General features: G+C 59.0%; 30 protein-coding genes and 1 tRNA gene. 11 read left to right on the top strand and 20 right to left on the bottom strand.

From position 1 onward, the window contains the following. The first annotated feature begins 583 nt into the window (after nt 1-583). Nucleotides 584-850 carry a short-chain dehydrogenase gene (locus B0E42_RS07215; RefSeq protein WP_077506093.1) on the top strand — a complete coding sequence of 89 codons (267 nt, stop codon included), beginning with the start codon at nt 584-586 and terminating at the stop codon, nt 848-850. Nucleotides 851-1,136: 286 nt separating this feature from the next. Then, on the top strand, nt 1,137-1,553 hold the full coding sequence (locus B0E42_RS07210; protein WP_077506092.1) for a type II toxin-antitoxin system YafO family toxin: 417 nt from the start codon (nt 1,137-1,139) through the stop codon (nt 1,551-1,553). A 69-nt stretch (nt 1,554-1,622) separates the two neighbouring features. Here the strand turns inward: B0E42_RS07210 and B0E42_RS07205 are convergent, their stop codons facing one another. From B0E42_RS07205 to B0E42_RS07190, 5 genes are all read right to left on the bottom strand, one after another. Next, nucleotides 1,623-1,811: a hypothetical protein gene (locus B0E42_RS07205; protein ID WP_077506091.1), complete on the bottom strand. Its 189-nt coding sequence runs from the start codon at nt 1,809-1,811 to the stop codon at nt 1,623-1,625. 241 nt (nt 1,812-2,052) lie between these two features. Continuing rightward, complete coding sequence (locus B0E42_RS07200; protein ID WP_139353106.1) at nt 2,053-2,319, bottom strand: hypothetical protein; 267 nt, start codon at nt 2,317-2,319, stop codon at nt 2,053-2,055. 285 nt (nt 2,320-2,604) lie between these two features. Beyond that, nucleotides 2,605-3,252 carry a hypothetical protein gene (locus tag B0E42_RS07195; protein WP_077506089.1) on the bottom strand — a complete coding sequence of 216 codons (648 nt, stop codon included), beginning with the start codon at nt 3,250-3,252 and terminating at the stop codon, nt 2,605-2,607. A 121-nt stretch (nt 3,253-3,373) separates the two neighbouring features. Beyond that, nucleotides 3,374-3,742 (bottom strand): Rap1a/Tai family immunity protein, encoded by a 369-nt coding sequence (locus B0E42_RS29810; RefSeq protein ID WP_139353105.1) that lies wholly within the window; start codon nt 3,740-3,742, stop codon nt 3,374-3,376. Nucleotides 3,743-3,806: 64 nt separating this feature from the next. Further along, nucleotides 3,807-4,055, bottom strand: coding sequence for a hypothetical protein (locus B0E42_RS07190; protein ID WP_077506088.1), 249 nt, complete (start codon nt 4,053-4,055; stop codon nt 3,807-3,809). Between the two features lie 281 nt (nt 4,056-4,336). Here B0E42_RS07190 and B0E42_RS31425 point away from each other — a divergent pair, with 281 nt between their 5' ends. Further along, complete coding sequence (locus B0E42_RS31425; protein WP_077506094.1) at nt 4,337-4,591, top strand: short-chain dehydrogenase; 255 nt, start codon at nt 4,337-4,339, stop codon at nt 4,589-4,591. A gap of 207 nt (nt 4,592-4,798) precedes the next feature. Here B0E42_RS31425 and B0E42_RS07180 read toward each other — a convergent pair. The 5 genes from B0E42_RS07180 to dapA all read right to left on the bottom strand — a co-directional run bounded on the left by B0E42_RS07180 (nt 4,799) and on the right by dapA (nt 8,487). Further along, a tRNA-Ser gene (locus B0E42_RS07180) sits at nt 4,799-4,888 on the bottom strand. An 83-nt stretch (nt 4,889-4,971) separates the two neighbouring features. Continuing rightward, nucleotides 4,972-5,685, bottom strand: coding sequence for a phosphoribosylaminoimidazolesuccinocarboxamide synthase (gene purC / locus B0E42_RS07175; RefSeq protein WP_018606833.1), 714 nt, complete (start codon nt 5,683-5,685; stop codon nt 4,972-4,974). 27 nt (nt 5,686-5,712) lie between these two features. Next, nucleotides 5,713-6,471 carry an MBL fold metallo-hydrolase gene (locus tag B0E42_RS07170; RefSeq protein WP_018606836.1) on the bottom strand — a complete coding sequence of 253 codons (759 nt, stop codon included), beginning with the start codon at nt 6,469-6,471 and terminating at the stop codon, nt 5,713-5,715. A gap of 4 nt (nt 6,472-6,475) precedes the next feature. Beyond that, nucleotides 6,476-7,591, bottom strand: coding sequence for an outer membrane protein assembly factor BamC (gene bamC, locus B0E42_RS07165; RefSeq protein WP_024616117.1), 1,116 nt, complete (start codon nt 7,589-7,591; stop codon nt 6,476-6,478). A gap of 17 nt (nt 7,592-7,608) precedes the next feature. Further along, nucleotides 7,609-8,487 (bottom strand): 4-hydroxy-tetrahydrodipicolinate synthase, encoded by an 879-nt coding sequence (dapA, locus tag B0E42_RS07160; RefSeq protein WP_077506087.1) that lies wholly within the window; start codon nt 8,485-8,487, stop codon nt 7,609-7,611. A gap of 315 nt (nt 8,488-8,802) precedes the next feature. Here dapA and B0E42_RS07155 point away from each other — a divergent pair, with 315 nt between their 5' ends. Together B0E42_RS07155 and B0E42_RS07150 are read left to right on the top strand one after the other, a co-directional pair. Beyond that, complete coding sequence (locus B0E42_RS07155) at nt 8,803-9,363, top strand: glycine cleavage system protein R (RefSeq protein WP_003184325.1); 561 nt, start codon at nt 8,803-8,805, stop codon at nt 9,361-9,363. 10 nt (nt 9,364-9,373) lie between these two features. Continuing rightward, a complete protein-coding gene (locus tag B0E42_RS07150) occupies nt 9,374-9,847 on the top strand; it encodes a peroxiredoxin (RefSeq protein WP_077506086.1) in 474 nt (157 codons plus the stop codon). A gap of 138 nt (nt 9,848-9,985) precedes the next feature. Here the strand turns inward: B0E42_RS07150 and B0E42_RS07145 are convergent, their stop codons facing one another. Both B0E42_RS07145 and B0E42_RS07140 read right to left on the bottom strand, forming a co-directional pair. Then, nucleotides 9,986-11,056 carry an AI-2E family transporter gene (locus B0E42_RS07145; protein WP_018606852.1) on the bottom strand — a complete coding sequence of 357 codons (1,071 nt, stop codon included), beginning with the start codon at nt 11,054-11,056 and terminating at the stop codon, nt 9,986-9,988. A gap of 29 nt (nt 11,057-11,085) precedes the next feature. Next, the gene (locus tag B0E42_RS07140; RefSeq protein ID WP_014337032.1) at nt 11,086-11,325 is read right to left on the bottom strand and encodes a sulfurtransferase TusA family protein; all 240 of its coding nucleotides are present in this window, start codon (nt 11,323-11,325) and stop codon (nt 11,086-11,088) included. A gap of 98 nt (nt 11,326-11,423) precedes the next feature. Between B0E42_RS07140 and B0E42_RS07135 the strand changes: the two genes are divergently transcribed. Further along, nucleotides 11,424-12,857 carry a M48 family metalloprotease gene (locus B0E42_RS07135; RefSeq protein WP_018606854.1) on the top strand — a complete coding sequence of 478 codons (1,434 nt, stop codon included), beginning with the start codon at nt 11,424-11,426 and terminating at the stop codon, nt 12,855-12,857. Nucleotides 12,858-12,916: 59 nt separating this feature from the next. Here B0E42_RS07135 and B0E42_RS07130 read toward each other — a convergent pair whose 3' ends face one another. The 4 genes from B0E42_RS07130 to rpoE all read right to left on the bottom strand — a co-directional run bounded on the left by B0E42_RS07130 (nt 12,917) and on the right by rpoE (nt 16,742). Continuing rightward, a complete protein-coding gene (locus B0E42_RS07130; protein WP_018606856.1) occupies nt 12,917-14,347 on the bottom strand; it encodes a DegQ family serine endoprotease in 1,431 nt (476 codons plus the stop codon). A 234-nt stretch (nt 14,348-14,581) separates the two neighbouring features. After that, nucleotides 14,582-15,529, bottom strand: a complete 948-nt coding sequence (locus B0E42_RS07125) for a MucB/RseB C-terminal domain-containing protein (RefSeq protein WP_077506085.1) — start codon at nt 15,527-15,529, stop codon at nt 14,582-14,584. Between the two features lie 12 nt (nt 15,530-15,541). After that, entirely contained in the window at nt 15,542-16,129 is a 588-nt protein-coding gene (locus B0E42_RS07120) for a sigma-E factor negative regulatory protein (protein ID WP_053155905.1), read from the bottom strand. A gap of 31 nt (nt 16,130-16,160) precedes the next feature. Continuing rightward, nucleotides 16,161-16,742 carry an RNA polymerase sigma factor RpoE gene (rpoE, locus tag B0E42_RS07115; protein ID WP_003172477.1) on the bottom strand — a complete coding sequence of 194 codons (582 nt, stop codon included), beginning with the start codon at nt 16,740-16,742 and terminating at the stop codon, nt 16,161-16,163. A 559-nt stretch (nt 16,743-17,301) separates the two neighbouring features. On the opposite strand from rpoE, the gene nadB reads away from it, so the two are divergent. Continuing rightward, on the top strand, nt 17,302-18,918 hold the full coding sequence (nadB, locus tag B0E42_RS07110; protein ID WP_077506084.1) for an L-aspartate oxidase: 1,617 nt from the start codon (nt 17,302-17,304) through the stop codon (nt 18,916-18,918). Here nadB and B0E42_RS07105 read toward each other — a convergent pair. Both B0E42_RS07105 and B0E42_RS07100 read right to left on the bottom strand, forming a co-directional pair. Then, the gene (locus tag B0E42_RS07105; RefSeq protein WP_077506083.1) at nt 18,887-19,339 is read right to left on the bottom strand and encodes a protein YgfX; all 453 of its coding nucleotides are present in this window, start codon (nt 19,337-19,339) and stop codon (nt 18,887-18,889) included. The two genes, nadB and B0E42_RS07105, sit on opposite strands and share 32 nt — an antisense overlap. Next, the gene (locus B0E42_RS07100) at nt 19,323-19,577 is read right to left on the bottom strand and encodes a succinate dehydrogenase assembly factor 2 (protein ID WP_003184348.1); all 255 of its coding nucleotides are present in this window, start codon (nt 19,575-19,577) and stop codon (nt 19,323-19,325) included. The genes B0E42_RS07105 and B0E42_RS07100 overlap by 17 nt, the downstream gene beginning before the upstream one ends. Before the next feature lie 149 nt (nt 19,578-19,726). Here B0E42_RS07100 and B0E42_RS07095 point away from each other — a divergent pair, with 149 nt between their 5' ends. Further along, nucleotides 19,727-20,668: a folate-binding protein YgfZ gene (locus B0E42_RS07095; protein WP_077506082.1), complete on the top strand. Its 942-nt coding sequence runs from the start codon at nt 19,727-19,729 to the stop codon at nt 20,666-20,668. Between the two features lie 35 nt (nt 20,669-20,703). Next, nucleotides 20,704-21,525, top strand: coding sequence for an HDOD domain-containing protein (locus B0E42_RS07090; protein WP_018606921.1), 822 nt, complete (start codon nt 20,704-20,706; stop codon nt 21,523-21,525). Between the two features lie 148 nt (nt 21,526-21,673). On the opposite strand, the gene B0E42_RS07085 is transcribed toward B0E42_RS07090, so the two are convergent. Both B0E42_RS07085 and B0E42_RS07080 read right to left on the bottom strand, forming a co-directional pair. Continuing rightward, nucleotides 21,674-23,065: a sensor histidine kinase gene (locus B0E42_RS07085; protein ID WP_018606923.1), complete on the bottom strand. Its 1,392-nt coding sequence runs from the start codon at nt 23,063-23,065 to the stop codon at nt 21,674-21,676. Next, the gene (locus B0E42_RS07080; protein WP_003198779.1) at nt 23,058-23,729 is read right to left on the bottom strand and encodes a response regulator; all 672 of its coding nucleotides are present in this window, start codon (nt 23,727-23,729) and stop codon (nt 23,058-23,060) included. The genes B0E42_RS07085 and B0E42_RS07080 overlap by 8 nt, the downstream gene beginning before the upstream one ends. A 456-nt stretch (nt 23,730-24,185) precedes the next feature. On the opposite strand from B0E42_RS07080, the gene B0E42_RS07075 reads away from it, so the two are divergent. Continuing rightward, nucleotides 24,186-25,163, top strand: coding sequence for a tripartite tricarboxylate transporter substrate binding protein (locus tag B0E42_RS07075; protein ID WP_018606926.1), 978 nt, complete (start codon nt 24,186-24,188; stop codon nt 25,161-25,163). Between the two features lie 55 nt (nt 25,164-25,218). Further along, entirely contained in the window at nt 25,219-25,680 is a 462-nt protein-coding gene (locus B0E42_RS07070) for a tripartite tricarboxylate transporter TctB family protein (RefSeq protein ID WP_018606928.1), read from the top strand.

The following is a 25,680-nucleotide window of genomic DNA, read 5'->3' as shown; positions in this document are numbered from 1 at the left end:
CCCCATCAGCCCCAGCAACACAGCCAGGAATGCGATCGGAAGGGTGATTTTCCAGCGAAAGCCCAGATCGGCAAAAAACCGCAGCATGGGGTGTCACTCCTTTCATTGGGATTAACTGACCTATCGGCAGCCATGCCTTGAGCTATAGACCATTAGTCTAATTGTTACAAAGCTTTGGGTCTGGAAGGCACCGGGGTTATGCAGGTCGCGGAGTGGGTTGGGCGGGATAAAAAAGGCGGGGGGAGGCAATAGCTGCGGGGAATTTTCTGACATTTCGCGCCCACATAATTTAGAGAATTTTCTGACTCATCATCTGATTGATGATTTCTACAGAAGGGCCCTATAGTCCAAGTGTCGTTCGTAAGAGCGGCTAGGGTTTGGCGACCCATGACAAATATGCAGGAACCTCTCGCGGATTGCGGAACGCTACCGTGCGCAATATGCTGCTTTTCGGTAGCTGTGCGTGGGAGATCTTCGGATCTGCCGGTTTTTCTATTTGTCCGGTTCGCCAACCCGCGTACAGCTACCACCTTATTCGTTTGGCGACGACTAAGAAGGTCCTCAATCAAATGGAGTTTAAAAAATGAATAGATACATGGCTCTTACCAGTAATGCCGATGATCAACCCCTCTTTGTCGATACCACTGCGCCTTTGCACATCCTGCTCGACACGGCGGGCTATAGAATCCGCGCGGTCACCCAGCTTTTAGAGAACCTCGCCATGCGAGGGGACATTCCCAGCGACTCAGTGGTCCTTCAGGACTTTGCACAGCTGTGCTGCATTCCGTTGAGGGATGGTTGCGACGTGCTCGATGTCATAGCCCGACGCTTAGACGCAGAGCCGGCCTAGTTCAAAGGGCCCCTGATGGGGCCCATTTCGTCGAAACGAACATGGTTCTACGACACTGAAACCCTCCGGTTTGCCCGGACTCGATTAATCACATAAGCTGATCAGCATGAATACACACACCTCGGAGGCTCCGATGGCTACCACAAAAAAAGTCGAGAAAGCGCGTAGAAAAGTCACTCACGAAGAGCTGACATTTCTTGACGTTCGACAAGCTGCACGTGATGGTCAGAAAGTGTTCGATAAATTTGTAATCACTGGCAAGCTTCCTATTACAAAGTAGGCGTGGATGCTGGCCGTTAAAATTTCCGCACTTTTTGAAGAAACACAGAACTGGAAAAATATTGCCGCACACTTTTATAACTACAAAGTGTGCGGTGATCTTCCGGCCATCTTTGGCAGAGATGAAAATCTCGATCTGAGCGATATGTACCACATCCATTTGGCAAGCACTGCAGAAACACAAGCTCGCTGGGCCAAAATCGGCCGCCAGTACTATCGCACAGCCCTAACGGAAGACTCTGACAACGACTTCTGGCTTATCTATGCCTATGATGATTTCAAAGATGCGTACCTACTGCTTACGATCATTGGGCCAGACGCTCACAACCGTACGGAATGGGGATCTTTTTTACGTACGATTCATAGTGACATTGTGGAACCTTGGATTGTGGGAAAAATCACTTTCCCTGAGATAGATGACTGACAGAATCTAACTCTAAGCAAAATATTCGTGCTCTCCGCGTCGAAGACCTGTTCCGATATTTCAGTACGCTTAGTCTTCTTGGAGCTCGCGACGACGATTGGCGTCTGCCTGATTGCGAATAATTTGAATTCGCTGCAATAGGACACGAGAGACGGGCTGGATCCTCTCAGGATTGTCCTTGATGTCCTTATTGAGCAGGTCGACAAACTCTATGCCTGCCTGAGTCTTCGTATTTCTTTCGGTATTACGTTTAAACATGACTTCTTTCCAACACAGAATGGCCCTGTAATATTACGCACAATGGCGATATTGCACAGCTCTTGCATAGTTTTTTTTCCGCAGCTCCACCAGCGGTTTGCTGTGGAGCGGCAAGACCCTGAAGGAAACGGGGTAACGGAATTTGGAAATTCATCGGGAAATTATCCCGACCATCATTCAGTGCTCTTCGCGGGCCACACCCCAAGAACCACTACGCTTTGCCTCTGAAAGAAGCTCCTTATTAGGCTTCTGCGATCTCGAGTTCCCAGTATTTAATGACCGACTCTAATATTGGCAACACCGCCACGGTAACGCCACCCACTTGAATTTCATCAAATTTAACTGGGAAGGTTATTGGCAGACGCACGCTCATCGTAATTTGTGGAAGCTTGTTCTTTGGGTCACCATGTTTGGAATGATTGCAAAACAAACGAATAAATCTCAACTGATGATCTAGCTCATGCAATTTCATTTCATCTAGATGAAAGGTATCATTTGTTTCTCGCATAGTTCCAAGCTTGTTTTTTGCAAGCGTTCGCAAGCGACTTGATGCGCTGTCACTTTTTGATATCCATTCTGGTAAAGCGTTGAGAGTTAAAAAATATTTGCCAAATAATACACACTGAAAGTCTCGTTGTAGCGTTGCATTTCGAATTTGGCTTTTTCAAGCCAATCTGTGTACTTTAATAATTGCGGCATGCGCTTAATTTTCATTTTGCACCTACCTGCCTAATGTTTGACTTGAGCAGCGGCCCATACAGGCCGTCTGCTCGAACGAACTGACTGATAGGTGTTATTGGATGATGCAGTCTTTACCAAGGACATTCATCATCAAACCATCAATGCGGCACACCACGGTCAATTTCTGGCCCTTATTCAAACTACCAAGCTTGCTGTTCATTGAGTCATCAAAAAACGCTTGAACTTCCGGAATTTCAAATTGTGCACCGGTACCAAGCGTCACATAGAGATTATCCATGATATCTTTCTTGATATCACCAACGATGCCAGTAACCTGCACATGATTTCCCTTGTACTTATTATCTGCACCAACTTCATTATTTTTGTAGTCTGAAAGAATCTGTCGGATTCCCACCTGCATCACTTGTTTAGACTGAGCCGCAGGTGATGGGACAGAACTAGATGAGAGAGTAGTAGATGGGACAGACGCGGTGCTCTTTGTGCCGCCATCTTGTGCGGCGACAAAAACTAAAGAAATCACAAGCCATGCGAATGAAATAATCTTCGCTTTTGCAGTGTGGCCTTTCCTAAGTGTGAACCACGAAAATACTAGCGGCATCAAGAATATTCCGATCCCCAGCAACATACCGACAGGACGATCAGAGTGGGTGGCTATAGTGTTTGGCCTTCCACAGGCTGGACAAGCTGGTGCGGCATCAGACATTTCTTTGTTGCAGTCAATACAGGTAATCATGGCCATAACAACACTCCTTGTAAGTAATAACTACTGCTCAATTGTGAGACTTGGGGGGGGGCGATTTATAACAGCTAACGTTGGCGTTTACAGGTGGCACCATGGATTCTGTGGAAGTCGTCCTTGGTCACTTGCAAGGATAGGCCCGCTGTAAGGCGAGCAGCACAATAGGGCCATCATCCAAATTCAGCCTTTCAGGGTTCGCCGTCATGTACTTCACGGAAATCCTTGCAACCTGTGTTGCTGATGGTGGTGGTGATGGCGGGCATGTTTGAGCGTTCCTGGGAAGGCCGGGATTGGTCAAGCCTCGTAGGGATGTGACACCGGTGATCACCCCGAGACAATAGCCCGTACTGAACGCATCGCCTTCCAGGCCCTTGGTATCAACATAACGCACCGTCGATTGGCAGAACTCTAGGAGCTTGTTTCCGTCCGCCATAGCACCACCACTTGCCAGCGTCCCAACTAGTGCAACCGCCCCGCCCCATGTCTTCATGCTGAAATCCTTTTGAATGAGCGGCCATGTTAACGGCTGTCATGGCCTGCTGCCATCACACCCCTCATTCGTCTTCTTCGTCATCCGATGAGGCAATCCCGCTACCACCTTCAACGAATGACTGACAACCTTCATTGAATGATTGGGACGACGTATCGCAAGAATCCTCGTCATCAATGTCGTTCTGCTCTGCCCAGTCATACCCAGCCTGATGCCCTGAGCAGTCACCCTGGCATTGATAGCCATCGAATGTGGCGGCGGAAGACATCGCGCTGCCGAACACCAACATTACCAGTACAATGAATGCTCTCATGGTGATACTCCATGGGTAATGCTTGCGAGAATGATTCTCTCCAGCTAACAGCGTCACTTTGTGGTTACGCAAACTGTAGTTCACTTTCTCTAGCGAGTTGCTGACATTGGGTGATGAACGCAGCAGGGGGATGCGAAGCAGAATTCTAGCGTGAAGACGTTATGATGGTAGACGCTCGGAACAGTGGCATTGGCACTGCTTACAGATACGGGGGGACAGACCACGATTTTGAGTTCAGTTGTAATCGTCCCGCCTCAAAATCGTGGTCTGTCCCCGTTTTCCTGGCTCTTACCAGCAATGCCGACGATCAACCCCTCTTTGTCGATACCTCAGCGCCTTTGCACACCCTGCTCGACACGGCGGGCTATAGAATTCGCGCGGTCACCCAGCTTTTAGAGAACCTCGCCATGCGAGGGGATATTCCGAGTGACTCAGTGGTCCTCCAGGACTTTGCACAGCTGTGCTGCATTCCCTTAAGGGATGGCTGCGACATGCTCGATGTCATCGCCCGACGCTTGGATGCGGAACCTGTCTAGGGATAATACTTGTCAGCTAGAGGTAAGGTCTGTGGGAGCAAAGCTTGCTCGCGATAGCGGTAGAGTCGCCAATATCGTTGTTAGCTGGCTTACCTCAATCGCGAGCAAGCTTTGCTCCCACAGGATTTACGCCAGACTGACAGATGATGAAAACGAAAAAGCCCCTGAAATGTTCAACCATTTCAGGGGCTTAGTCATACACAATAATGGCGGAGAGATAGGGATTTGAACCCTAGGTACTGTCGCCAGTACAACGGATTTCGAATCCGTCCCGTTCGGCCACTCCGGCATCTCTCCAGTGGCGCGCATCATACCAGCACATTCGCCGGAAGCGAACCCCCGAGCGAAATTTTTTCCGTGCTATCAGATGCTTGCGTCGATTACAGCGGCACACCCAGACGCTGGGCAACTTCTTCGTAGGCTTCGATGACATCACCGAGGCCTTGGCGGAAGCGGTCCTTGTCCATCTTCTTCTTGGTGTCCTTGTCCCAGAGGCGGCAGCCGTCCGGGCTGAACTCGTCACCCAGGACGATGGAGCCGTCGCTGAACACGCCGAATTCAAGCTTGAAGTCCACCAGCAGCAGGCCGGCGTCGTCGAACAGCTTGGTCAGTACTTCGTTGACCTTGAGGGACAATTCCTTCATGCGGACCAGTTGCTCGGCGGTGCCCCAACCGAATGCCACGACGTGGGATTCGTTGATGAACGGGTCGCCCTTGGCGTCGTCCTTCAGGAACAGCTCGAAGGTGTAAGGGTTGAGCTTCATGCCCTCTTCCACGCCCAGGCGCTTGACCAGGCTGCCGGCGGCGTAGTTACGCACGACGCATTCGACCGGGATCATGTCCAGCTTCTTGACCAGGCATTCGTTGTCGCCCAGCAGCTTGTCGAACTGGGTCGGCACGCCGGCGGCTTCGAGCTTTTGCATGATGAAGGCGTTGAACTTGTTGTTCACCATGCCCTTGCGGTCCAGCTGTTCGATGCGCTTGCCGTCGAACGCCGAGGTGTCGTTGCGAAACAGCAGGATCAAGCGGTCAGCGTCGTCGGTCTTGTAAACCGACTTGGCTTTGCCGCGGTAGAGTTCTTCACGTTTTTCCATGATGGGCTCCGCTTGCTAAGTAGTGGGCTAGGCGATATGTCGCCAGTCGAGCCCTGAATCTTGATCGGCCAGTTGCAGCCAGTCCGGGTCGCACCCGAGGGTGTCGACAAAACATTGCCGGGCCAGCTGCGGCAGGTTGTTCTTGCTGCTCAGATGGGCCAGGACCAGGTGTTGCAGGCCTTGCCAGCCCAACTCGGCCACCAGGAACGCTGCCTGGTGGTTGTTCAAATGTCCGTATTCCCCGCCTACCCGCTGCTTGAGGAAGTACGGGTAGTAACCACGCGCCAACATGTCGCGGCAGTGGTTGGACTCGATCATCAACGCATCGAGGTCCCGGTAACTGTCCATCACCCTGTTGCAATACGACCCCAGGTCGGTCAGCAGCCCAAAACGCCGCTCGCCGTCACTGAACACATATTGCGTCGGTTCCCGGGCATCGTGCGCCACGCTGACCACGCTGATATCCAGGCAACCGATGCGCAGTTGCTCGCCACCGGCCACGAAGCCGGCCGGTTCGATGGGCTTGCGCAGGCCTTCCAGTGTGCCACGGCTCAGGTACACCGGCAGATTGTAGCGCCGAGACAGCAAACCCACGCCATGCACGTGGTCGGCATGTTCGTGGGTCACAAGTATCGCGCTCAGTTGCGCCGGGTGCACACCCAGGCGCAACAGGCGCTTCTCGGTTTCCCGCAGGGAGAAACCACAATCGACCAACACATACGTGCCGGCACTGGCTACCAGCGTGCCGTTCCCTTGGCTACCGCTGCCGAGAACGGCAAAACGCATCGGATCAGCCCAGGTTGTCCTGAATCAAGCCCAACACCTTGCGGGCCACATCGGCCGGCGCCACGGTGTTGATGTTCTTCTCGACGGTGACCTGGACGTTGTCGCCGACCTTGCTCAGGCGAACCTGGTAACGCTCGGCGCGGGCTTCGACTTCTTCCTTGTCCGGCTTGCTGCCGAACAGGCCACTGAAGAAGCCAGGCTTCTCGTCTTTCCTCTCGGCCTTCTCAGCGAGGTTGATGTAGTACAGGCCCAGGCTGCGGTTGATGTCTTCAACGCGCCATTCACCCTGCTCCAGCGCACGGCCAACGCTCGACCAGGCACGGTCCAGGTCGGAGCCGACGTTGAGCACCGGGTTGCCGCTGCCGTCTTCGCTCAGGCTGACGCGGCTCGGGGTGTCGTAGTCGCGGGTAGCCAGCATCGAAACCGAGCCGCCCTGCTCTGCGGTACGGCTCATGCTGGCAAGCATGTCGTCCACCAGGGCAGCGTCCAGGCCGGTATTGACCGAACGGTTGGTGAAGGCCACGTCGGCGGTGCTGCCGGCAGGCCGCTCGGCGCTGACCACATAGACTTCACTGGTGTTGCGCTGCACGCCTGGCTCGATACGCACCCGCACGCGGGTTTCGCTGTCGGCCGCGACACCGGCGGCGCTCATGCGCTTGGCCATGGCGGCGGACAGTTCATCGGCGCGCTGCCAGGTGGTGGTGAATTCGCCAGTTTGCGGGCGCTGTTCGTCCAGGCGGAAACCGTTGTCCTGGAAGAACTGGATCGCCACAGGCCAGACTTCGGCCGGTGGATGCTGGCCCATGACCCAGCTGGAATCGCCACTCTTCTGCAGGGTGTAGTCGCTGGCATCGGCCACGGCCGACAGCGGCTGTGGACGTGGGACGATGTATTCGCCCTTGACGCTGTCGTCGGCTACGTTGCGCGGGATCGGCAGCAGCGGATCCAGGCGCTTGGCAACGCTGACGTCTTGCGGCAGCTGCATCGGTGCAGTCTGTTGCGCCTGCAGGTAATCGCTACCACGGTCGCGGAAGTAACCTTCCGGCCCCCAGATCCATCCGCAGCCGCTGGTGCTGGAGATAATCAAGGCAAGTGCGGAAAGTCCGGCCATTCGCTTCATGCGTTGTACTTCCTCAATTAAACCAGGACGCCGGACTGGCGCATGGCCTGCCGCAGCGGTTCGTGACAGGGGGTGCTCAGCCAGGTCAGTGGCAGGCGGATGCCTTCGTGCATCAGGCCCATTTCAACCAGGGCAAACTTCACCGGAATCGGGTTGGCCTCGAGGAACAGGTCCTTGTGCAACGGCATCAGTTTTTCGTTGATGGCCCGTGCGGTCTCGGCGTCGCCCTTGAGCGCGGCCTCGCACAGGTCGGCCATTTCGCGCGGGGCAACGTTGGCCGTGACGGAGATGTTGCCCTTGCCACCCAGCAGGATCAGCTCGACCGCGGTCGGATCATCGCCGGACAGCACGATGAAGTCCTTGCTCACGCCGTCGATGATGGCCTTGGCACGCTTCATGTCGCCGGTGGCTTCCTTGATGCCGATGATGTTCGGCACGGTGGACAGGCGGATCACGGTCTCGGCCTGCATGTCGCAGGAGGTGCGGCCGGGAACGTTATAGAGTATCTGCGGGATGTCGACGGCTTCGGCAATGTGCTTGAAGTGCTGGTACAAGCCTTCCTGGGTCGGCTTGTTGTAGTACGGAACGACCAGCAGGCAGGCGTCGGCACCGGCTTCCTTGGCGTTGCGGGTCAGTTCGACGGCTTCGCGAGTCGAGTTGGCGCCGGTCCCGGCGATGACGGGAATGCGACCGTTGACCTGCTTGACCACGGCACGGATGACTTCGATGTGCTCATTGACGTCGAGGGTTGCCGACTCGCCGGTGGTACCGACGGCGACAATGGCATGGGTGCCGTTCTCAAGGTGGAAGTCCACGAGTTTGCTGAGGCTGGCCCAGTCAAGATGCCCTTGTGCATCCATGGGTGTGACCAGTGCCACCATACTGCCCGCAATCATGAAACCGCTCCTGCCGGAAAAAGAGAGCGGTAATGGTACTGGCGCCAAGATGCTTGTACAAGCGAACTACCATTCCCCTTGGCGATGGTTTTCGCTACCCTTCAGGCTTTGATCGGTACCGACAAGCTCATACGCCGGTTTCCAGCCTCCGTTTTCGACGCCACAAGCCCCGATCCCGGGTTTGTCCTGGTGCGTTCCTGCTGTCGTGGAATGCAGCGCAACCCCGGGCACAAGGCTTGAGCCGTTCGTTTTTCCGGGCCTGGCGCTGTGTCGAGCGGCAAAGGTACCGACCGCTCATCGCTTTAGGAATGCTGCATGTCCACCCCCACAGTCCGCGAACAATTCCTTGTTATCAGTGCCCTTGGCGCCAACCCCATGGAGCTGACTAACGTCCTGTGCCGCGCCAGCCATGAAAATCGCTGCGCCGTCGTGACCTCACGCCTGACCCGTCATGGCGAATGCAGTGCCCTCGTGCTCGAGATCTCCGGCAGCTGGGACGCCCTGGCTCGCCTGGAAGGCAGCCTGCCGGTGCTGGCCAAGAAGCATGCCTTCACCGTCAACGTGGTGCGTAGCGCCGCCCTGGAGAACCGTCCCCAGGCCCTGCCCTACGTGGCCTATGTGAGCTCGGCCTACCGCCCGGACATCATCAACGAGCTGTGCCAGTTCTTCATGGACCATCACGTCGAGCTGGAAAACCTGACCTGCGACACCTACCAGGCCCCGCAGACCGGCGGCACCATGCTCAACGCCACGTTCACCGTGACCCTGCCCGCCGGCACCCAGATCAGTTGGCTGCGCGATCAGTTCCTGGACTTCGCCGATGCGATGAACCTGGATGCCCTGATCGAACCGTGGCGCCCACAAAACCCAATGTAAGGAAGCGTTCATGGCCGTTGCCGTCGACCAGCCGGTTACCGATTTCCAGGCACCCGCCACCAGCGGGCAGACCATCAGCCTCGCCGCCCTCAAGGGCAAGCAGGTGGTGATCTACTTCTACCCCAAGGACAGCACCCCGGGCTGCACCACCGAAGGCCAGGGTTTTCGCGATCAGTACGCGCAGTTCCAGGCTGCCAACACCGAAGTGTTCGGCATCTCCCGGGACAGCCTCAAGTCCCACGAGAACTTCAAATGCAAGCAGGAGTTCCCGTTCGAGCTGATCAGTGACAAGGACGAGGCCGTCTGCCAGCTGTTCGACGTGATCAAGCTGAAAAAGCTCTATGGCAAGGAATACCTGGGGGTTGATCGCAGCACATTCCTGATCGACAAGAACGGCGTGCTGCGCCAGGAATGGCGTGGTGTGAAGGTGCCGGGGCATGTGGATGCGGTGTTGGCGGCGGCTCAGGCACTCAACAAGGCCTAACTTTACCTTGGGCCTGTTCAGGCCCTTCGCGAGCAAGCCCGCTCCCACAGGGGATCTGTGTTGACCAAGCCACCGCAGATCCAATGTGGGAGCGGGCTTGCTCGCGAAGGGGTCATCAGCATCACCTGATTTATCAAGCTACAACAACGGCGCCACCACCGGCTCCTTGCTCGGCCACGCATCCAGCACCGCCTTGAACAGCGTCGCCAGGGGTATCGCAAAGAACACCCCCCAGAACCCCCACAGCCCGCCAAACAGCAGCACCGCACAGATGATCGCCACCGGATGCAGGTTCACCGCCTCGGAGAACAGCAGCGGGACCAGCACGTTGCCGTCCAGCGTCTGGATGATCCCGTAGACCGCCATCAGGTAGATGAACTGATCGCTCCAGCCCCACTGGAACAGCGCAATCAAGGCCACCGGCACGGTCACCACCACGGTGCCAACATAAGGCACTACCACTGAGATGCCCACCAGCAGCGCCAGCAAGGCGGCGTAATTGAGTCCCAGGGCGACGAAGCCGATGTAGGTCACGCCGCCGCAGATAAAAATCTCGATGACTTTGCCGCGAATGTAGTTGGCGATCTGCCGATTCATTTCCTGGGCCACCCGGGTAATCAGCGCCCGCTCACGCGGCAGGTAGCCACGGACCCAACGCCCGATCATTTCCCGGTCCTTGAGGAAGAAAAACACCAGGATCGGCACCAGCACCAGGTAGATCATGATGTTGACCAGAAGCGGCAGGCTGGACAGCGAAAACGTCAGCGCCCACTGGCCGAACTTGCCGATCTGGCCGCGCACGACTTCAATGGCTTGCAACACCTGCTCGTCGGACACCAGGTGCGGATAACGCTCGGGCAACAGCAACAGCACGGACTGCCATTTGGCAAGCATCCCCGGCAACTCGTTGAAGAGCGTCACCAACTGGTGCCAGAGCAGCGGCACGATCACGATTATGAACACCAACAACAAGCCCATGAACAGGGCGAACACCAAGCCCACCGCCGCCGCACCCGGCAACCGCAAGCGCTCCAGGGTCGTGACCAACCCTTGCATCAGGTACGCCAGCACCATCCCCGCCAGCACCGGCGCCAGCATGCCGCCCAGGGTGAGCACGGCGGTAAAGGCCAGGAACAGCAGCACTGCCAGGACTACAGCCTCTTCATCGGAGAAGTAGCGCTGGATCCAGTCGCGTAACACTTTGAACATTAAAAATCCTTAAGAGACGCTGTCGGTTTTCAGGCCTTTTTCAGCCAGTAACGGTAGACGCCGTTATCGTCTTCTTCACGCAGCAGCGTATGACCGGCCAATCGGGCGAAGGTGCGGAAATCACGCTGGGAGCCCGCATCCGTGGCGATCACCTTGAGCACGCTGCCGCTGGCCAGGCGATTGAGTTCCAGCTTGGCCTTGAGCAACGGCAACGGACAGTTCAGGCCGCTGGCGTCCAGTTCGGCATCGTGGGCTACAGCATCAGTCATGGGTTCACTCCGCGGCAGATCGTTGAGCGGCCTAGAATATCTGGTCCCGGGCCCGGTGTCCGGCTACAGTAAGGTCTTTGTCGACTAAGGCTTCGTGCATGACATTTCTGCGCCCCACCCTGCTGACGCTCGCTTGCCTGCTTGCCTCACCGGGCTTCGCCGACGACCTGCCGTCACTTGGCGACGCCAGTTCTGCCATCGTCTCGCCAGAACAGGAGCACCAACTGGGCCGCGCCTGGTTGGCCCTGCTGCGCAGCCAGGTTTCACAGCTCAACGATCCACAGCTCAAGGACTACGTCGAATCCAGCGTCTATAAACTGGTGGAAACCAGCCAGGTCAACGACCGGCGCCTGGAGTTCATCCTGATCAACAGCCCGCAGCTCAACGCCTTCGCCGCACCAGGCGGAATCGTCGGGGTCAACGGCGGCCTGTTCCTCAATGCACAGACCGAAGGCGAATACGCCTCGGTCATGGCCCACGAACTGGCGCATTTGTCACAACGCCACTTCGCCCGCGGCGTCGAAGCCCAGCAGCGCATGCAGGTACCAATGATGGCCGCGCTGCTGGCCGGCATCGTGATTGCCGCCGCCGGTGGCGGTGACGCCGGGATCGCAGCTATCGCCGGGACCCAGGCCGCGGCCATCCAGGAACAACGGCGTTTCTCGCGCCAGAACGAACAGGAAGCCGACCGCATCGGCATCCAAAACCTGGAAAAGGCCGGCTACGACCCGCGGTCCATGCCGACCATGTTCGAGCGTCTGATGCGCCAGTACCGGTTCGACGCCAGGCCCCCGGAGTTCCTGCTGACTCACCCGGTAACCGAATCCCGGATCGCCGACACCCGCAACCGCGCCGAACAGGCCAAGCCGGGCGGTATCGAGGACAGCGTGCGCTATCAACTGATTCGCGCTCGGGTCCAGTTGACCTACGAAGAAACCCCGGGCCTGGCCGCCAAGCGCTTCCGGGCGCAGCTGGATGAGAACCCGAAGAACGACGTGGCGCGCTATGGCCTGGCAATCGCGCAGATCAAGGGCGGCCAGTTGAACGAAGCACGGGAAAACCTCAAGCCGTTGCTGGCCAAATCGCCCAACGAGATCATCTACAACCTCGCCCAGGTGGACCTGGACATCACCAACAACAAACTGGCCGACGCTCAATCGCGCGTCGAGCGGATGCTGAGCCAGTACCCGGGCAACTATCCGCTCAACCAGGTACGCGTCGACCTGCTGCTCAAGCAGAACCGCCCCGCCGATGCCGAGAAGGCCCTGGAATCCTTGCTCAAGACCCGCCCGGACGATCCGGACGTCTGGTACATGGTGGCCGAGACCCGCGGGCTGTCGGGCAATATCATCGGCCTGCATCAGGCTCGTGCCGAGTACTTCGCACTGGTAGGCGACTACCGTCAGGCCATCCAGCAACTGGACTTCGCCAAACGGCGCGCCGGCACCAACTTCCCCCTGTCGTCACGCATCGATGCCCGGCAGCGGGAGCTCATGGAGCAGGAACGCATGGTCAAGGACATGATGGGCTGAGTATTCGCCAGGCAAAAAAAACGCCTCTTTCGAGGCGTTTTTTTTCAGCGGCTAACCGATCATTCGGCCAGCTTGAAGGTGATGAAGCTCGCACGCCCCTGACGCAGGACGCGCATCGACACCGAACGATTCTTCGGCAACGCCTTGGCGATGTCGGTGAACTCCTTGGCGGAACCGATGGCCTGGTTGTTCAGGTGGGTGATGATGTCGCCCGGCTGAAGGCCGATCAGCGCGGCAGGCCCCTCCTGTACCTCCTTGATCACCACGCCGCCCTGAAGCTCCAGGGTGCGCTTCTGCTCTTCGGTCAGCTCGGCCACAGCCACGCCCAGACGGTTGCTGCTGCGCTCGACGCCAGACTTGGGCAGCGAATCCAGCTCCTTGCCTTCTTCAGGAATGGCGCCGACGGTCAATTCGACGTTCTTGCGCTTGCCTTCGCGAATCACTTCCAGATTGGCCTTGGCGCCAGCCTTGAGGGCACCCACCAAGTGTGGCAAGTCGGCGGACATGACGATCGGCTGACCGTTCATGCTCAGGATCACGTCACCCACTTGCAGGCCGCCCTTGGCAGCCGGGCCACCGTCCTGGATTTGCGCCACCAACGCACCGGCGGGTTTATCCAGCCCGAACGACTCGGCCAGGTCCTTGTTCACTTCCTGAATGACCACGCCCAACCAGCCACGGCTGACCTTGCCTTCGCTTTTCAGTTGGTTGGACACGTCCATGGCAACGTCGATCGGAATCGCGAAGGACACGCCCATGAAGCCGCCCGAACGGGTATAGATCTGGGAGTTGATGCCGACGACTTCACCCGCGAGGTTGAACAGCGGGCCACCGGAGTTACCCGGGTTGATCGGCACGTCGGTCTGGATGAACGGCACGTAGTTTTCGTTCGGCAGGCTGCGACCGATGGCGCTCACAATACCCTGGGTCACGGTGTGGTCGAAGCCGAACGGCGAACCGATGGCCACGACCCATTGGCCGGCTTTCAGGTCCTGGGATTTGCCCAGCTTGAGCACGGGCAGGTCCTTGCCTTCGATTTTCAACAGCGCCACGTCGGAACGTGGATCGGTTCCGACCAGCTTGGCCTTGAGCTCGCTGCGATCGGCCAGGCGCACCAGGATTTCGTCGGCATCGGCGATTACATGGTTGTTGGTCAGGATGTAGCCGTCAGGCGAAATGATGAAGCCCGAGCCCAGGGATTGCGCTTCGCGCTGGCGACCACCGCCAGGGGACCGTGGTTGTTGCGGCATGCCGCGCTCGAAGAACTCCCGCAGCATCGGCGGCAGACCTTCCAGGTCCGGCATCTGCTGGTCCGATACACGGCGGTCCGGCAATTTCTGGGTGGTACTGATGTTCACCACGGCGGGCGAAGCCTGCTCGACCAGTTGCGTGAAATCAGGCAATTCGACCGCCACGGCAGGAACGGCCTGGCCGAGCACAAGCACGGTGGCAAAGATGGAGAGATAGGTTTTCAAGCGTGGTATCGACATACGGCTCCCGTTACGACGAGCATGGTTAAGCGATATGGAGCAAGGAATACCAGGGAAAGATACGCCGGTATTTTTGTTCCGGGAACAGACAAGGCCAGGGCCGTGCGGCTCTGACCTATAGAAAAAAAGCTGGGTTTTTGCAAATGAAAATGCTGACAGGAAGTTTCGGCACTTCGATCAAGCCCTGGCGTCATCAGCCTCTCGCACAATCGAACCACCCATGCAGTCAGCAGGCTATTGAGTCGCCGTGACGTCGGAGCGCATGGAAAGCGCAATCCGTTCCGCCGTACCAATAGGAATCTCACCGACCACCGTGACCATCATTTCGCCCTGGGGCGTCGTGAGCCTGCGCGAGACGGCAGCCGTCGGGCCTAGCTGAGTACGAGTATCGGTGGCGTTGGCACCGTTCAACGGCTCCAGGAACACCGAAAAGCGCGCCAGGCCATCGTCGTACATCAAGCTGTTGACCTGGACCTGGGTGTCCGGGTCCTTGCGTGCAGCGCTGCTGGTCAGTTCGAAACCCGGCGGAAGCCAATCCGAGTGCCAGGCGGTTTTCGCCGCGACGGCCTTGCCAGGATCCTGGGCGACAGCCTTGCATTCGGCGCTGGCTTGCAGCTCACCATCGGTCGGCGCGGCGACGTTCAAGCGAGTGAACTGGAAACGCTCGAGTAGCTGGCCCTTGTCATTGAGCAGCAGGGACTTGAGCGGCAGGCCGGTCTCTTTGTCCAGGTGCAGCTCGAAGCCATAGCGATGCTGGTCCTTGGGCGTCAACGCAACAATGACCGCTTCACGCCCGGCCACGCGCGACTTGCCAATGACGGCCAGGTCATACCAATTCTTGAGTTTTTGCGGATCGAGTGTACGTGAGGTGCCGTCAGGTGTATTGCCCAGCCCCGCGATCAAGGAGCCACTGACGCATTGAGTATGCCCATCAATGCGCAGGACTTCCTGTGCCGAGCCGTCGAGCTGGAGTAACCGCTCGCGGACTTTGCCATCCTGGACGCGATGCCAGATGTTATGGGTAGAAAAACTACCGTTGCGCTCGTAAACGAAAGTGCCCTGGAAGCTCTGCTGTTGCTCGGCTTGACTCAGGCGGTTCAACCAGTCCTGAGCCTCATCGGCATGGGCTGGAATCGCACACCAGCCACCAAGCAGAAGCGTGAATAGAGGTATGGCGCGCAATGGCTTTCCTTATTAACGGTTTTCCAGGCTGGCTGCACGGGCGTAAGGCAGCGCGCTTTCAGTACCTTTCAGGGCTGCTTGTTGAGCATGCTGACGCAGGTAGCTGGGCAGACGCTGATCATGCCAGCCAGGTTGGCCTTGCAGAACACCGTTGACCATCGGGCCTGCGGTTTCCGAGCCTTCGCTGTAACCGGCCAGTACCGCTGGGCCCTTGACCTGTGGAGCGGCCAGGCCAGGCTGGTTGGACTGCTGCGCCATCTGCACGCCGGCAATCTCATCCTGGTTGTACAGGCGCACACCGGCCAGTACGGCCACGGTGACCGAAGCGGCTACTGCCAGGCGACCCAGGCTGCGCCATGGTCCGCGAGAAGCTTTTGCCGGTACGGCTTCGTCAGCCAAGGCAGCAGAAACGGCCGCAGCGATGTCCAGGCGTGGAAGCAACAAGTCCTTGTGCATCACAGCCCGGGCGATCTGGTAACGAGCCCAGGTCTCACGGGTTTCAACATCGTCGAAGGCATTCAATACCCGACGCAATTCCAGTTCGTCCGCTTCGTTGTCCATAACTGCGGACAGCGATTCCTGCAGGGCTTCACGACTCATGGCGTTCCTCTCTTGGCTGTCGCCGCTGTCTCTAGTTTTCCTGCAACAAAGGTTGCAGGGCTTTATCAATGGCCTCCCGGGCGCGGAAGATCCGGGAGCGCACGGTGCCTACAGGACATTGCATGACGCTCGCAATGTCTTCGTAACTCAGACCGTCGAACTCACGTAAAGTTAAAGCCGTACGCAAATCTTCGGGCAGTTGCTGGATGGTTCGATGGACAGTGCCTTCAATCTCATCCCGCAGCAACGCACGTTCCGGTGATTCGAGATCCTTGAGGCCATGATCGCCATCATAGAACTCGGCATCTTCAGAACTTACATCGCTATCCGGCGGCCGACGGCCGCGTGAAACCAGATAGTTTTTCGCCGTGTTGATGGCGATGCGGTAAAGCCACGTATAAAACGCACTATCCCCGCGGAAATTACCAAGTGCGCGGTAGGCCTTGATGAAGGCTTCCTGAGCGACATCCTGCGCTTCATGGGTGTCGTGCACGAAACGCACGATCAACCCGAGAATTTTGTGCTGGTATTTCAGCACTAGCAGATCGAAAGCTCGCTTGTCGCCGCGTTGGACGCGCTCGACCAGCTGCTGATCCTCTTCCTGGGTTAGCATGAACACTCCTCGATAAGCTCGAAGGAGGCTTGCATTACTAATTGACCGGGCTTGCAAACATAGACTCGGGCTTTTCGCAAAAGTTCTCCCCCTTTCAAGCAAGTTTCCGGCGCGCTCTGATCTCGGCACGCACGAAAAACGCAGCAGGAGATTCCCCGGCTGCGCGAATAATCTGTCACCGGGCCTGCTGGCAGCGATTCCAATCGAAATCCTGCACCCACCCGATGCTGCTCCCTTTTGCAGACAACCGTCTATTGAACGTAGGCGCTTGGCAAAAGTTCCCTCTATTTATAGTGCTATGCACTGAATATCAGGCAACCGTGACGAGATAAACTGCGTTCTGTCCTCGAAACGGTAGCCTTGTCGACCTTGAACCAAAACCAGCGATCCGACGAAGCGTGTCGCTTTTCTGTCACGCTGGTTTCACATTGCCATGAATGCCCGGCTATTGTGCCGATCCCCCCCTCTATATACTAGTGGGCTGCGTGGCTGCCTGACCCGTTGAAGCGGTGTCTTGCGCCAACCCCGACCCGGGTCGCCTTGAGCGGAAACCATTCGAATGAGCCAACAGTTTCAACACGATGTTCTGGTAATCGGCAGCGGAGCCGCCGGATTGAGCCTTGCACTGACCTTGCCTGAGCATTTGCGCATTGCAGTCCTGAGCAAGGGCGACCTGGCCAACGGTTCGACCTTCTGGGCCCAGGGCGGCGTCGCAGCCGTGCTGGACGATACCGACACTATCGAATCCCATGTCGACGACACCCTTAATGCCGGCGGTGGCCTTTGCAATCCGCAAGCGGTGCGTTTCACCGTGGAACACAGCAGGGAAGCCATCCAGTGGCTGATCGACCAGGGTGTGCCGTTTACCCGTGACGAACAATCGGGCACCGAAGACGGCGGTTTCGAGTTCCACCTGACCCGCGAAGGCGGTCACAGCCATCGGCGCATCATCCACGCGGCCGACGCCACCGGTGCGGCGATCTTCAAGACCCTGCTCGCCCAAGCGCGACAGCGGCCGAACATCGAATTGCTGGAGCAGCGCGTCGCGGTCGACCTGATCACCGAAAAACGCCTGGGCCTGGACGGCGATCGCTGCCTCGGCGCCTACGTGCTCAATCGCGGCACCGGCGAAGTCGACACCTACGGCGCGCGCTTCGTCATCCTGGCGTCCGGCGGCGCAGCGAAAGTCTACCTTTATACCAGCAACCCCGACGGCGCCTGCGGCGATGGTATCGCCATGGCCTGGCGTTCGGGTTGCCGGGTGGCGAACCTGGAGTTCAACCAGTTCCACCCCACCTGCCTCTATCACCCGCTAGCCAAGAGTTTCCTGATCACCGAAGCCCTGCGTGGCGAAGGTGCACACTTGAAGCTGCCCAACGGCGAGCGCTTCATGCAGCGCTTCGATCCGCGCGCCGAACTGGCACCGCGCGACATCGTCGCCCGGGCCATCGACCATGAAATGAAGCGCCTGGGCATCGATTGCGTTTACCTGGACATCAGCCACAAGCCCGAAGCGTTCATCAAGAGCCACTTCCCGACGGTGTACGAGCGTTGCCTGGAGTTTTCCATCGACATCACCAAGCAGCCGATCCCGGTGGTGCCGGCCGCGCATTACACCTGCGGTGGTGTGATGGTCGACCAACAGGGCCGCACCGACGTGCCTGGGCTGTATGCCATTGGCGAAACCAGCTTCACCGGCCTGCACGGCGCCAACCGCATGGCCAGCAACTCGCTGCTGGAATGTTTCGTCTACGCCCGCTCTGCGGCGGCGGACATCCTGGCGCAATTGCCGCAGATCGCCATTCCAGCCACCCTGCCCTCGTGGGACGCCAGCCAGGTCACCGATTCGGATGAAGACGTGATCATCGCCCACAACTGGGACGAACTGCGGCGATTCATGTGGGACTACGTGGGCATCGTGCGCACCAACAAGCGCCTGCAACGGGCACAACATCGGGTGCGCTTGCTGCTGGATGAAATCGACGAGTTCTACAGCAACTATAAAGTCAGCCGCGACCTGATCGAGCTGCGCAACCTGGCCCAGGTAGCCGAACTGATGATTCGCTCGGCCATGGAACGCAAGGAAAGTCGGGGGCTGCATTACACCCTCGACTACCCGAACCTGCTGCCCGAGGCTCTGGACACTATCCTGGTGCCGCCCACCTACGCCGACTGAACCTGAGCCGCACCCGCAGGCGCCGATGGACATCCGGCGCCAGCGCATCGCGGGGCACGCACAGCGAGCGGACGCGCCGTTCACCCGACACGCGAAAACGCAGCACGATGATCATCGGCAGCGCCAGGCTATCGGGGCGCAGTTGCACAGCGCGCCAGCCATCGGCCCGGCTCCAGAGCTGCCAACCCGCGGCACTACGCCGCAACCCGCAGAAGGCCCGGCGATGGGTCAGCAGTAAATGCCGGGGGATCACCCAAGCGCCATGGGCCAGGCACACTATGACGCCAAGCGCTGCGCACCAGGACGGCACGGACAACAGGAACAACGAACCCAGGGCAAACACCTGGGCCAGCAGATAGGCCGCCAGCAGTTGCCCGGAGGCCTGCCAGCGGCATTCGAAGCGATTACTTGGGTTGGACACGGTCCAGGATCATCCGGACCATGCGCTGCAACTCAGGGTCTTCGGATTCGCTGCGCTCCATGAACCAGCCGAACATGTCCTGATCCTCGCATTCGAGCAGGCGGACATAGCACGCACGGTCCACTTCATTGAGATGGGGATAAACCTCTTTGACGAATGGCACCAGCAACACGTCCAGCTCAAGCATGCCGCGGCGGCTGTGCCAGTAGAGGCGATTCAGTTCAACATCTTCGACCATGGAGCGCTCCTCAAATAGAGCGCAAGTATACAGGCCCCGCCGCAGTGGAACAGACAGCTTTGGTCGGCCACCACCGATCCTTTGTGAACTACCCATTTCAAGGGCGCCCCCTTATGATGTCTACCAGACTTTTTACCCTGCGATGACCCATGGCTGATTCCGCTTTTTTCTGCACCCTGTCCCACGAAGGCGTCCTCGCGGTCCGCGGCGTGGATGCCAGCAAATTCCTGCAAGGCCAATTGACCTGCAACCTCGACTACCTGAGCGACAGCCGGGCCAGCCTCGGCGCCCGCTGCACCCAGAAAGGCCGGATGCAATCGAGCTTTCGCATCCTGCTCGAAGGCGACGGCGTGTTGATGGCCATGGCCACCGAGTTGCTCGAACCGCAACTGGCCGACCTGAAAAAATACGCCGTGTTCTCCAAATCCAAGCTCACCGACGAAAGCGCGGCCTGGGTTCGCTTCGGCTTGGAAAACGCTGACAAGGCGCTGGCCGGCCTGGGCCTCGAACTGCCGAGCGACACCGACAGCGTGGCACGCCATGAAACCTTGATCGCCCTCCGCGTATCGCCCGGTCGCGCCGAATTGTGGGCACCCGCCGAACAGGCACAGAAGCTGCGAACCCGCCTGGGCGCAGAATTGGCCGAGACAGACCTGAACCCCTGGCTGCTGGGCCAGATCCGCGCCGGGATCGGCCAGGTCATGCCGGCCACCCGCGAACTGTTCATCCCACAGATGCTCAACCTGCAAGCCGTCGGCGGCGTCAGTTTCAAGAAAGGCTGCTACACCGGCCAGGAAATCGTCGCCCGCATGCAATACCTGGGCAAGCTCAAGCGACGCCTGTACCGCTTGCAGCTGGACGCCAGCGAACTACCGGAACCCGGCACGGCGCTGTTCTCCCCCACGCATGGCAGTTCCATCGGCGAAGTGGTGATGGCTGCCCGCGGCGAAGGAAATATCGAACTGCTGGCGGTATTGCAGGCCGAAGCAGCAGAAGACGACAATTTGCACCTCGGCACCTTGGAAGGCCCAGGCCTTCAACAGTTGGACCTGCCTTACGAACTGGATCGCGATCGAGAAATCCAGCGCTGATCGCAGCATTTGCCGCAATACCCTAGAGAACCGAAATGAGCGATTTGGCGGATAAGGTCCAACGGGATTTGGTACAGGCCATCGACAACGATGACTTGGTTCTGCCGACATTACCGGAAGTGGCCCTGCAGATTCGCCGGGCCGCCGAAGACCCGGAAATCAGCGTCAGCAACCTGAGCAAAGTGATCGGCCGCGACACGGCTCTCTCTGCACGCCTGATAAAAGTTGTCAACAGCCCGCTGCTGCGCGCCACCCAGGAAGTCACCGACCTGCACACGGCCATCACTCGATTGGGCGTCAACTACAGCAGCAACCTGGCCATCGGCCTGGTCATGGAGCAGATTTTCCACGCCCGCTCCGAGGTGGTGGAACTGAAGATGCGCGAAGTCTGGCGCAAGAGCCTGGAGATCGCCGGCGTCAGCTATGCGCTGTGTCGCGGTTATACCCAACTCAAGCCCGACCAGGCCGCGCTGGGTGGGCTGGTGCACCAGATCGGCGTGCTACCGATCCTGACGTATGCACAAGATAATAATGAATTGCTCTCGGACCCGGTCAGCCTGAACCACGTCATCGAAACGATTCACCCGGTGCTGGGGGACAAACTACTCAGCGTCTGGGAGTTTCCGGAGCGGTTGGTGAAACTGCCGGGGTTGTATCTGGATTTCACCCGGGACTCCCAGCAAATCGATTATGTCGATCTGGTGCAGGTCGCTGCGCTGTATTGCTACAAGGACACCGAGCATCCCCTGAGCAAGATTGACGTGTTCGGCGTTCCAGCCTTCAAGAAACTGGGCATCGACCTGGAGAACCAGGCCCGCTGCGCGGATATCGAAGAAGCGCGGGCGATGTTCTATTAAACAGGTCGGACACCTATGAACTCGTAGTCAGGCCTGAATCTGTGACCTGTGGCAACAGGATTTGTGGGAGCAAAGCTTGCTCGCGAAACAGGCGCCTCGTATAAAGACCGTGTCGCCATCATCGCGGGCAAGCCTTGCTCCCACAGGATCAGTCTGCGCCTGGGATAAAACTCACCCGCACCTTCAACCCGCTCTCCTGCCCATCGTGCAAGGTGATCTGCGCCAGGTGGGCACGGCAGATTTCGCCGACGATCGCCAATCCCAGCCCCGAACCGGCCACTTGCTGGTTGCGTCGATAAAACCGCTCGAACACCCGATCCCGCTCGTGCAGCGGAATGCCAGGGCCATCGTCCTCGACCTCCAGCACGGCCGGCGCAGAAACCCGCAGGATCACATTGCCGCCCGATGGGGTATGGGCCAGGGCGTTGTCCACCAGATTGCTCAACAGCTCGTTCAACAAGGTTGGCTCACCTCGAAGCCACACCGGCTCGTCAGCTTCCAGGGCCAGCGCCACCCCTCGGGCATGAGCCAGCGGGGCCATGGCCATGCCCAATTCGCGGGCCAACTGGCTGAGATCAAGCAACTGCGCGCCGCCTTCGGCAATGGCCCGGGCGCCATTTTCCACACGCGCCAGGGACAGCAACTGATTGGCCAGGTGAGTCAATCGATCCGTCCCCTGGGCCGCGGTTTCCAGGGTTTCACGCCAGGTCGCCGGTTCGCTGGCGCGCAAGCCCAGTTCCAAGCGAGCCTTGAGCGCGGCCAAGGGCGTACGCAGCTCATGGGCGGCATCGGCGATGAACTGCGCCTGACGCTCGAATTGTCCGCGCAGGCGCTCGGTGAAATGATTGAGGGCCCGCACCAGCGGCCATAATTCGTGTTGCACTTCCACCAACGGCAACGGCCGCAGATCGTCCGGCTGACGCTCCTCCACCGCGGTGCGCAAGCGCTCCAGCGGGCGCAGCGCCGCGCTGACCGCAAACCACACCAACAGCAGCGCACCCACGGCCAGCATGCCCAGGCGCAACAGCGTGTCGGCCATCAGCCCGCGAGCCATGCTGACCCGCGCCTCTTCAGTCTCCGCCACGCGAATTTCCGCCATGCCGTTCATGTTCGGCTCGCTCACGGCCTTGAGCAGGCTCACCACCCGCACGTTCTGGCCCTGATAGCGAGCGTTGTAAAAGCGCGCCAGGGCCGGGTAATCGTCCGTGCGCGGCGTCCCGGGCGGCGGGCCAGGGAGGTTTTCGTAGCCGGAAATCAGCTTCTTGTCTATGTCATTGACCTGGTAATAAATGCGCCCGGCGCTGTCGTAGGCGAAGGTGTCCAGGGCCACGTAGGGCACATCTGCGCTGAGACTGCCGTCGCGCTGGGACAGGCCTGCGGCGATGGTCCGGGCCGAGGCCAGCAGGGTCCGATCATAGGCAGTGTCCGCTGCTTCGCGACCATTCCAATAGGCGCTCAAGCCGCTGGCGAGCATCAATACCACCAGCAGCAGTGCGAGGTTGCGAAGCAGCCGCCAGCGCAGGCTGTCGGGCTTATGCATTGCGGTTTTCCAGCAGGTAGCCCAAGCCGCGGAACGTCACGATCGCCACCGCATGGCCGTCGAGTTTCTTGCGCAGGCGATGGACGTAGATTTCGATGGCGTCGGGGCTGGCCTCTTCGTCCAGGCCGAACACCTGGGCCGCCAGTTGTTCCTTGCTCATCACCCGCCCTGGCCGGGCAATCAACGCCTCCAGCACGGCTTGCTCGCGGGATGTCAGGGTCAGCAGTTCGTCGTCGAGGGTAAAACGACGGGTGTCCAGGTCATAGACCAGCCCACCGCAGCGCTGCTGGCGTTCGCCGCCCAGTACGCTACGGCGCAACAGGGCTTTGACCCGGGCCTCCAGTTCAGTGAGCTCGAATGGCTTGGCCAGGTAATCGTCGGCACCGAGGTTCAGGCCATGGACGCGGTCCTTGACGTCGCTGCGCGCGGTGAGCATCAGTACCGGCAAGGTCTTGCCGCGAGCCCGCAGGCGCGCCAGCACCTCGAAACCGTCCATGCGCGGCAGCCCGACATCGAGGACCGCCACGGCGTACTCCTCGCTGCTCAAGGCCAGGTCGGCCGCGACGCCGTCGTGCAACACGTCCACGGTCAAACCGGTGCTCTTGAGCGCCTGGGCAACGCTTTCGGCGAGCTGAAGATGGTCTTCGACGAGCAGGACACGCATGGGTTAATCCTCGATTCAGGGATGGCCGACGCCATTCTTTGGCGCGGAGTTTACAGCCGCATCTGCCACTGTGAAGCCAAAAAACACGCTGAAAGCTTTTGAAAGGTTAGCGAAAGGTTGAGCCGTTAGAGTCCTCCCACGGACAGTTTCGACTGCCGTCGCGACGCACATCGCGAACGAAAAACGCCTCGAAGCGTTTTCGCCAAATAAGAACAATAAAGCGGAGTACCACCATGCTGTCCATGCAGCCCCAGGCCTTCACGCCCGCCCCTCTCTCCCGTCCCAACCAGACTACCCTTGTCTGTGCCGCCGCCTGGGCCGATTTGCATCGACGACAAGGTGCATGCGCGCAACGCGACCTGCCGCTTCTTTGAAAACGCTGCGCAGGTCCGCTACAGCTTCAAGCCTGTAATGTCCAATCTACAACACACAACAACAACTCCTGTGGAGACGATAATGAACCTATCACTGCGTAAAGTAGCCCTGGCCGCCGGATGCCTGATGTTCGCCGGGCAGTTGCTCGCCGAGCCCAAGCGCCCCGAATGCATCGCCCCGGCGTCCCCCGGCGGCGGTTTCGACCTGACGTGCAAGCTGGTACAAAGCGCGCTGGTCAACCAGAAGCTGCTGACCAAGCCGATGCGCGTCACCTACATGCCCGGCGGTGTCGGCGCGGTGGCCTACAACGCAGTGGTCGCCCAGCGCCCGGCCGACGCCGGCACGCTGGTGGCCTGGTCCAGCGGTTCGCTACTGAACCTGGCCCAGGGCAAGTTCGGTCGTTTCGATGAAAGCGCGGTGCGCTGGCTGGCGGCCGTCGGCACCAGCTATGGCGCCATCGCCGTGAAAAGCGACTCGCCCTACAAGAACCTCGACGACCTGGTCCAGGCCCTGAAGAAAGACCCGGGCTCGGTGGTGATCGGTTCCGGCGGCACCGTCGGTAGCCAGGACTGGATGCAGACCGCCCTCATCGCCAAGGCCGCCGGCATCAACCCTCGCGACCTGCGTTACGTAGCCCTCGAAGGCGGCGGCGAAATCGCCACCGCACTGCTCGGTGGACACATCCAGGTCGGCAGTACGGATATTTCCGACTCCATGCCGCACATCCAGAGCGGCGACATGCGCCTGCTCGCCGTGTTTGCCGAGAAGCGCATCGACGAGCCGGAAATGAAAGACATTCCGACCGCCAAGGAACAAGGCTACGACATCGTCTGGCCAGTGGTCCGCGGCTTCTACCTCGGGCCGAAGGTCAGCGACGAAGACTACGCCTGGTGGAAAGACGCTTTCGACAAACTGCTGGCTTCCGAAGAGTTCGCCAAGCTGCGCGACCAGCGCGAGCTGTTCCCGTTTGCCATGACCGGCCCGGAACTGGACACCTACGTGAAGAAGCAAGTGGCTGATTACAAGGTGCTGGCCAAAGAGTTCGGCCTGATCCAGTAACCGTCTCTGTTCTCGCGGCGGCGCTGGCACTGTCCGCGCCGCCCAGGAGTTAGTCATGCTCACCATCCAACGTATTTTTGCCGCGGTGCTGCTGCTGGTCTGTATCGGCCTGACGCTGATGGCTTGGCCCTATCAGGCCGCCTTTTCCTACGAACCGGTCGGTCCCCGCGCCTTTCCCTTGCTGATGCTCGGGCTGATGGGGCTGGCATTGCTGTACATGCTGTTTCGCCCTACGCCCATCGTGCACAGCGACGAAGACCCGCACCTGGACCGCGAAACCTTGCAGAAGATCGGCATCTGCGTGGCGCTGCTGCTGGTCTTCGCCGGGACCTTCGAACCCCTGGGCTTCATCGTCGCCAGCATCCTGATCGGCGTGCCGATGGCGCGCCTTTACGGCGGTCGCTGGGTGCCGAGCGTGGTGATCATCAGCCTGATGGCCATCGGTCTTTATCTGTTGTTCGACAAGCTGATGGACGTGCCGCTGCCCCTGGGCCTGCTCGACGTCCTGGAGAATTGA

This window comes from Pseudomonas sp. A25(2017) (assembly GCF_002001065.1).
In the GTDB taxonomy this organism is placed as follows: domain Bacteria; phylum Pseudomonadota; class Gammaproteobacteria; order Pseudomonadales; family Pseudomonadaceae; genus Aquipseudomonas; species Aquipseudomonas kilonensis.
The sequence above is the reverse complement of the archived record's forward strand: the minus strand, read 5'-3'. Positions and strand labels throughout refer to the sequence as shown.

Coding starts and splice junctions, on each gene's coding strand:
- B0E42_RS07140 (WP_014337032.1), bottom strand. CDS start 11,325: ATGACTGATGCTGTAGCCCACGATGCCGAACTGGACGCCAGCGGCCTG.
- B0E42_RS07070 (WP_018606928.1), top strand. CDS start 25,219: ATGCTCACCATCCAACGTATTTTTGCCGCGGTGCTGCTGCTGGTCTGT.
- B0E42_RS07210 (WP_077506092.1), top strand. CDS start 1,137: ATGCTGGCCGTTAAAATTTCCGCACTTTTTGAAGAAACACAGAACTGG.
- B0E42_RS07095 (WP_077506082.1), top strand. CDS start 19,727: ATGGCTGATTCCGCTTTTTTCTGCACCCTGTCCCACGAAGGCGTCCTC.
- B0E42_RS07135 (WP_018606854.1), top strand. CDS start 11,424: ATGACATTTCTGCGCCCCACCCTGCTGACGCTCGCTTGCCTGCTTGCC.
- B0E42_RS07155 (WP_003184325.1), top strand. CDS start 8,803: ATGTCCACCCCCACAGTCCGCGAACAATTCCTTGTTATCAGTGCCCTT.
- bamC (WP_024616117.1), bottom strand. CDS start 7,591: ATGAAGCGAATGGCCGGACTTTCCGCACTTGCCTTGATTATCTCCAGC.
- B0E42_RS07120 (WP_053155905.1), bottom strand. CDS start 16,129: ATGAGTCGTGAAGCCCTGCAGGAATCGCTGTCCGCAGTTATGGACAAC.
- B0E42_RS07215 (WP_077506093.1), top strand. CDS start 584: ATGAATAGATACATGGCTCTTACCAGTAATGCCGATGATCAACCCCTC.
- B0E42_RS07150 (WP_077506086.1), top strand. CDS start 9,374: ATGGCCGTTGCCGTCGACCAGCCGGTTACCGATTTCCAGGCACCCGCC.
- B0E42_RS29810 (WP_139353105.1), bottom strand. CDS start 3,742: ATGAAGACATGGGGCGGGGCGGTTGCACTAGTTGGGACGCTGGCAAGT.
- dapA (WP_077506087.1), bottom strand. CDS start 8,487: ATGATTGCGGGCAGTATGGTGGCACTGGTCACACCCATGGATGCACAA.
- nadB (WP_077506084.1), top strand. CDS start 17,302: ATGAGCCAACAGTTTCAACACGATGTTCTGGTAATCGGCAGCGGAGCC.
- B0E42_RS07200 (WP_139353106.1), bottom strand. CDS start 2,319: ATGCGAGAAACAAATGATACCTTTCATCTAGATGAAATGAAATTGCAT.
- B0E42_RS07130 (WP_018606856.1), bottom strand. CDS start 14,347: ATGTCGATACCACGCTTGAAAACCTATCTCTCCATCTTTGCCACCGTG.
- B0E42_RS07090 (WP_018606921.1), top strand. CDS start 20,704: ATGAGCGATTTGGCGGATAAGGTCCAACGGGATTTGGTACAGGCCATC.
- purC (WP_018606833.1), bottom strand. CDS start 5,685: ATGGAAAAACGTGAAGAACTCTACCGCGGCAAAGCCAAGTCGGTTTAC.
- B0E42_RS07190 (WP_077506088.1), bottom strand. CDS start 4,055: ATGAGAGCATTCATTGTACTGGTAATGTTGGTGTTCGGCAGCGCGATG.
- B0E42_RS07085 (WP_018606923.1), bottom strand. CDS start 23,065: ATGCATAAGCCCGACAGCCTGCGCTGGCGGCTGCTTCGCAACCTCGCA.
- B0E42_RS07075 (WP_018606926.1), top strand. CDS start 24,186: ATGAACCTATCACTGCGTAAAGTAGCCCTGGCCGCCGGATGCCTGATG.
- B0E42_RS07195 (WP_077506089.1), bottom strand. CDS start 3,252: ATGGCCATGATTACCTGTATTGACTGCAACAAAGAAATGTCTGATGCC.
- B0E42_RS07145 (WP_018606852.1), bottom strand. CDS start 11,056: ATGTTCAAAGTGTTACGCGACTGGATCCAGCGCTACTTCTCCGATGAA.
- B0E42_RS07080 (WP_003198779.1), bottom strand. CDS start 23,729: ATGCGTGTCCTGCTCGTCGAAGACCATCTTCAGCTCGCCGAAAGCGTT.
- B0E42_RS07100 (WP_003184348.1), bottom strand. CDS start 19,577: ATGGTCGAAGATGTTGAACTGAATCGCCTCTACTGGCACAGCCGCCGC.
- B0E42_RS07205 (WP_077506091.1), bottom strand. CDS start 1,811: ATGTTTAAACGTAATACCGAAAGAAATACGAAGACTCAGGCAGGCATA.
- B0E42_RS07170 (WP_018606836.1), bottom strand. CDS start 6,471: ATGCGTTTTGCCGTTCTCGGCAGCGGTAGCCAAGGGAACGGCACGCTG.
- rpoE (WP_003172477.1), bottom strand. CDS start 16,742: ATGCTAACCCAGGAAGAGGATCAGCAGCTGGTCGAGCGCGTCCAACGC.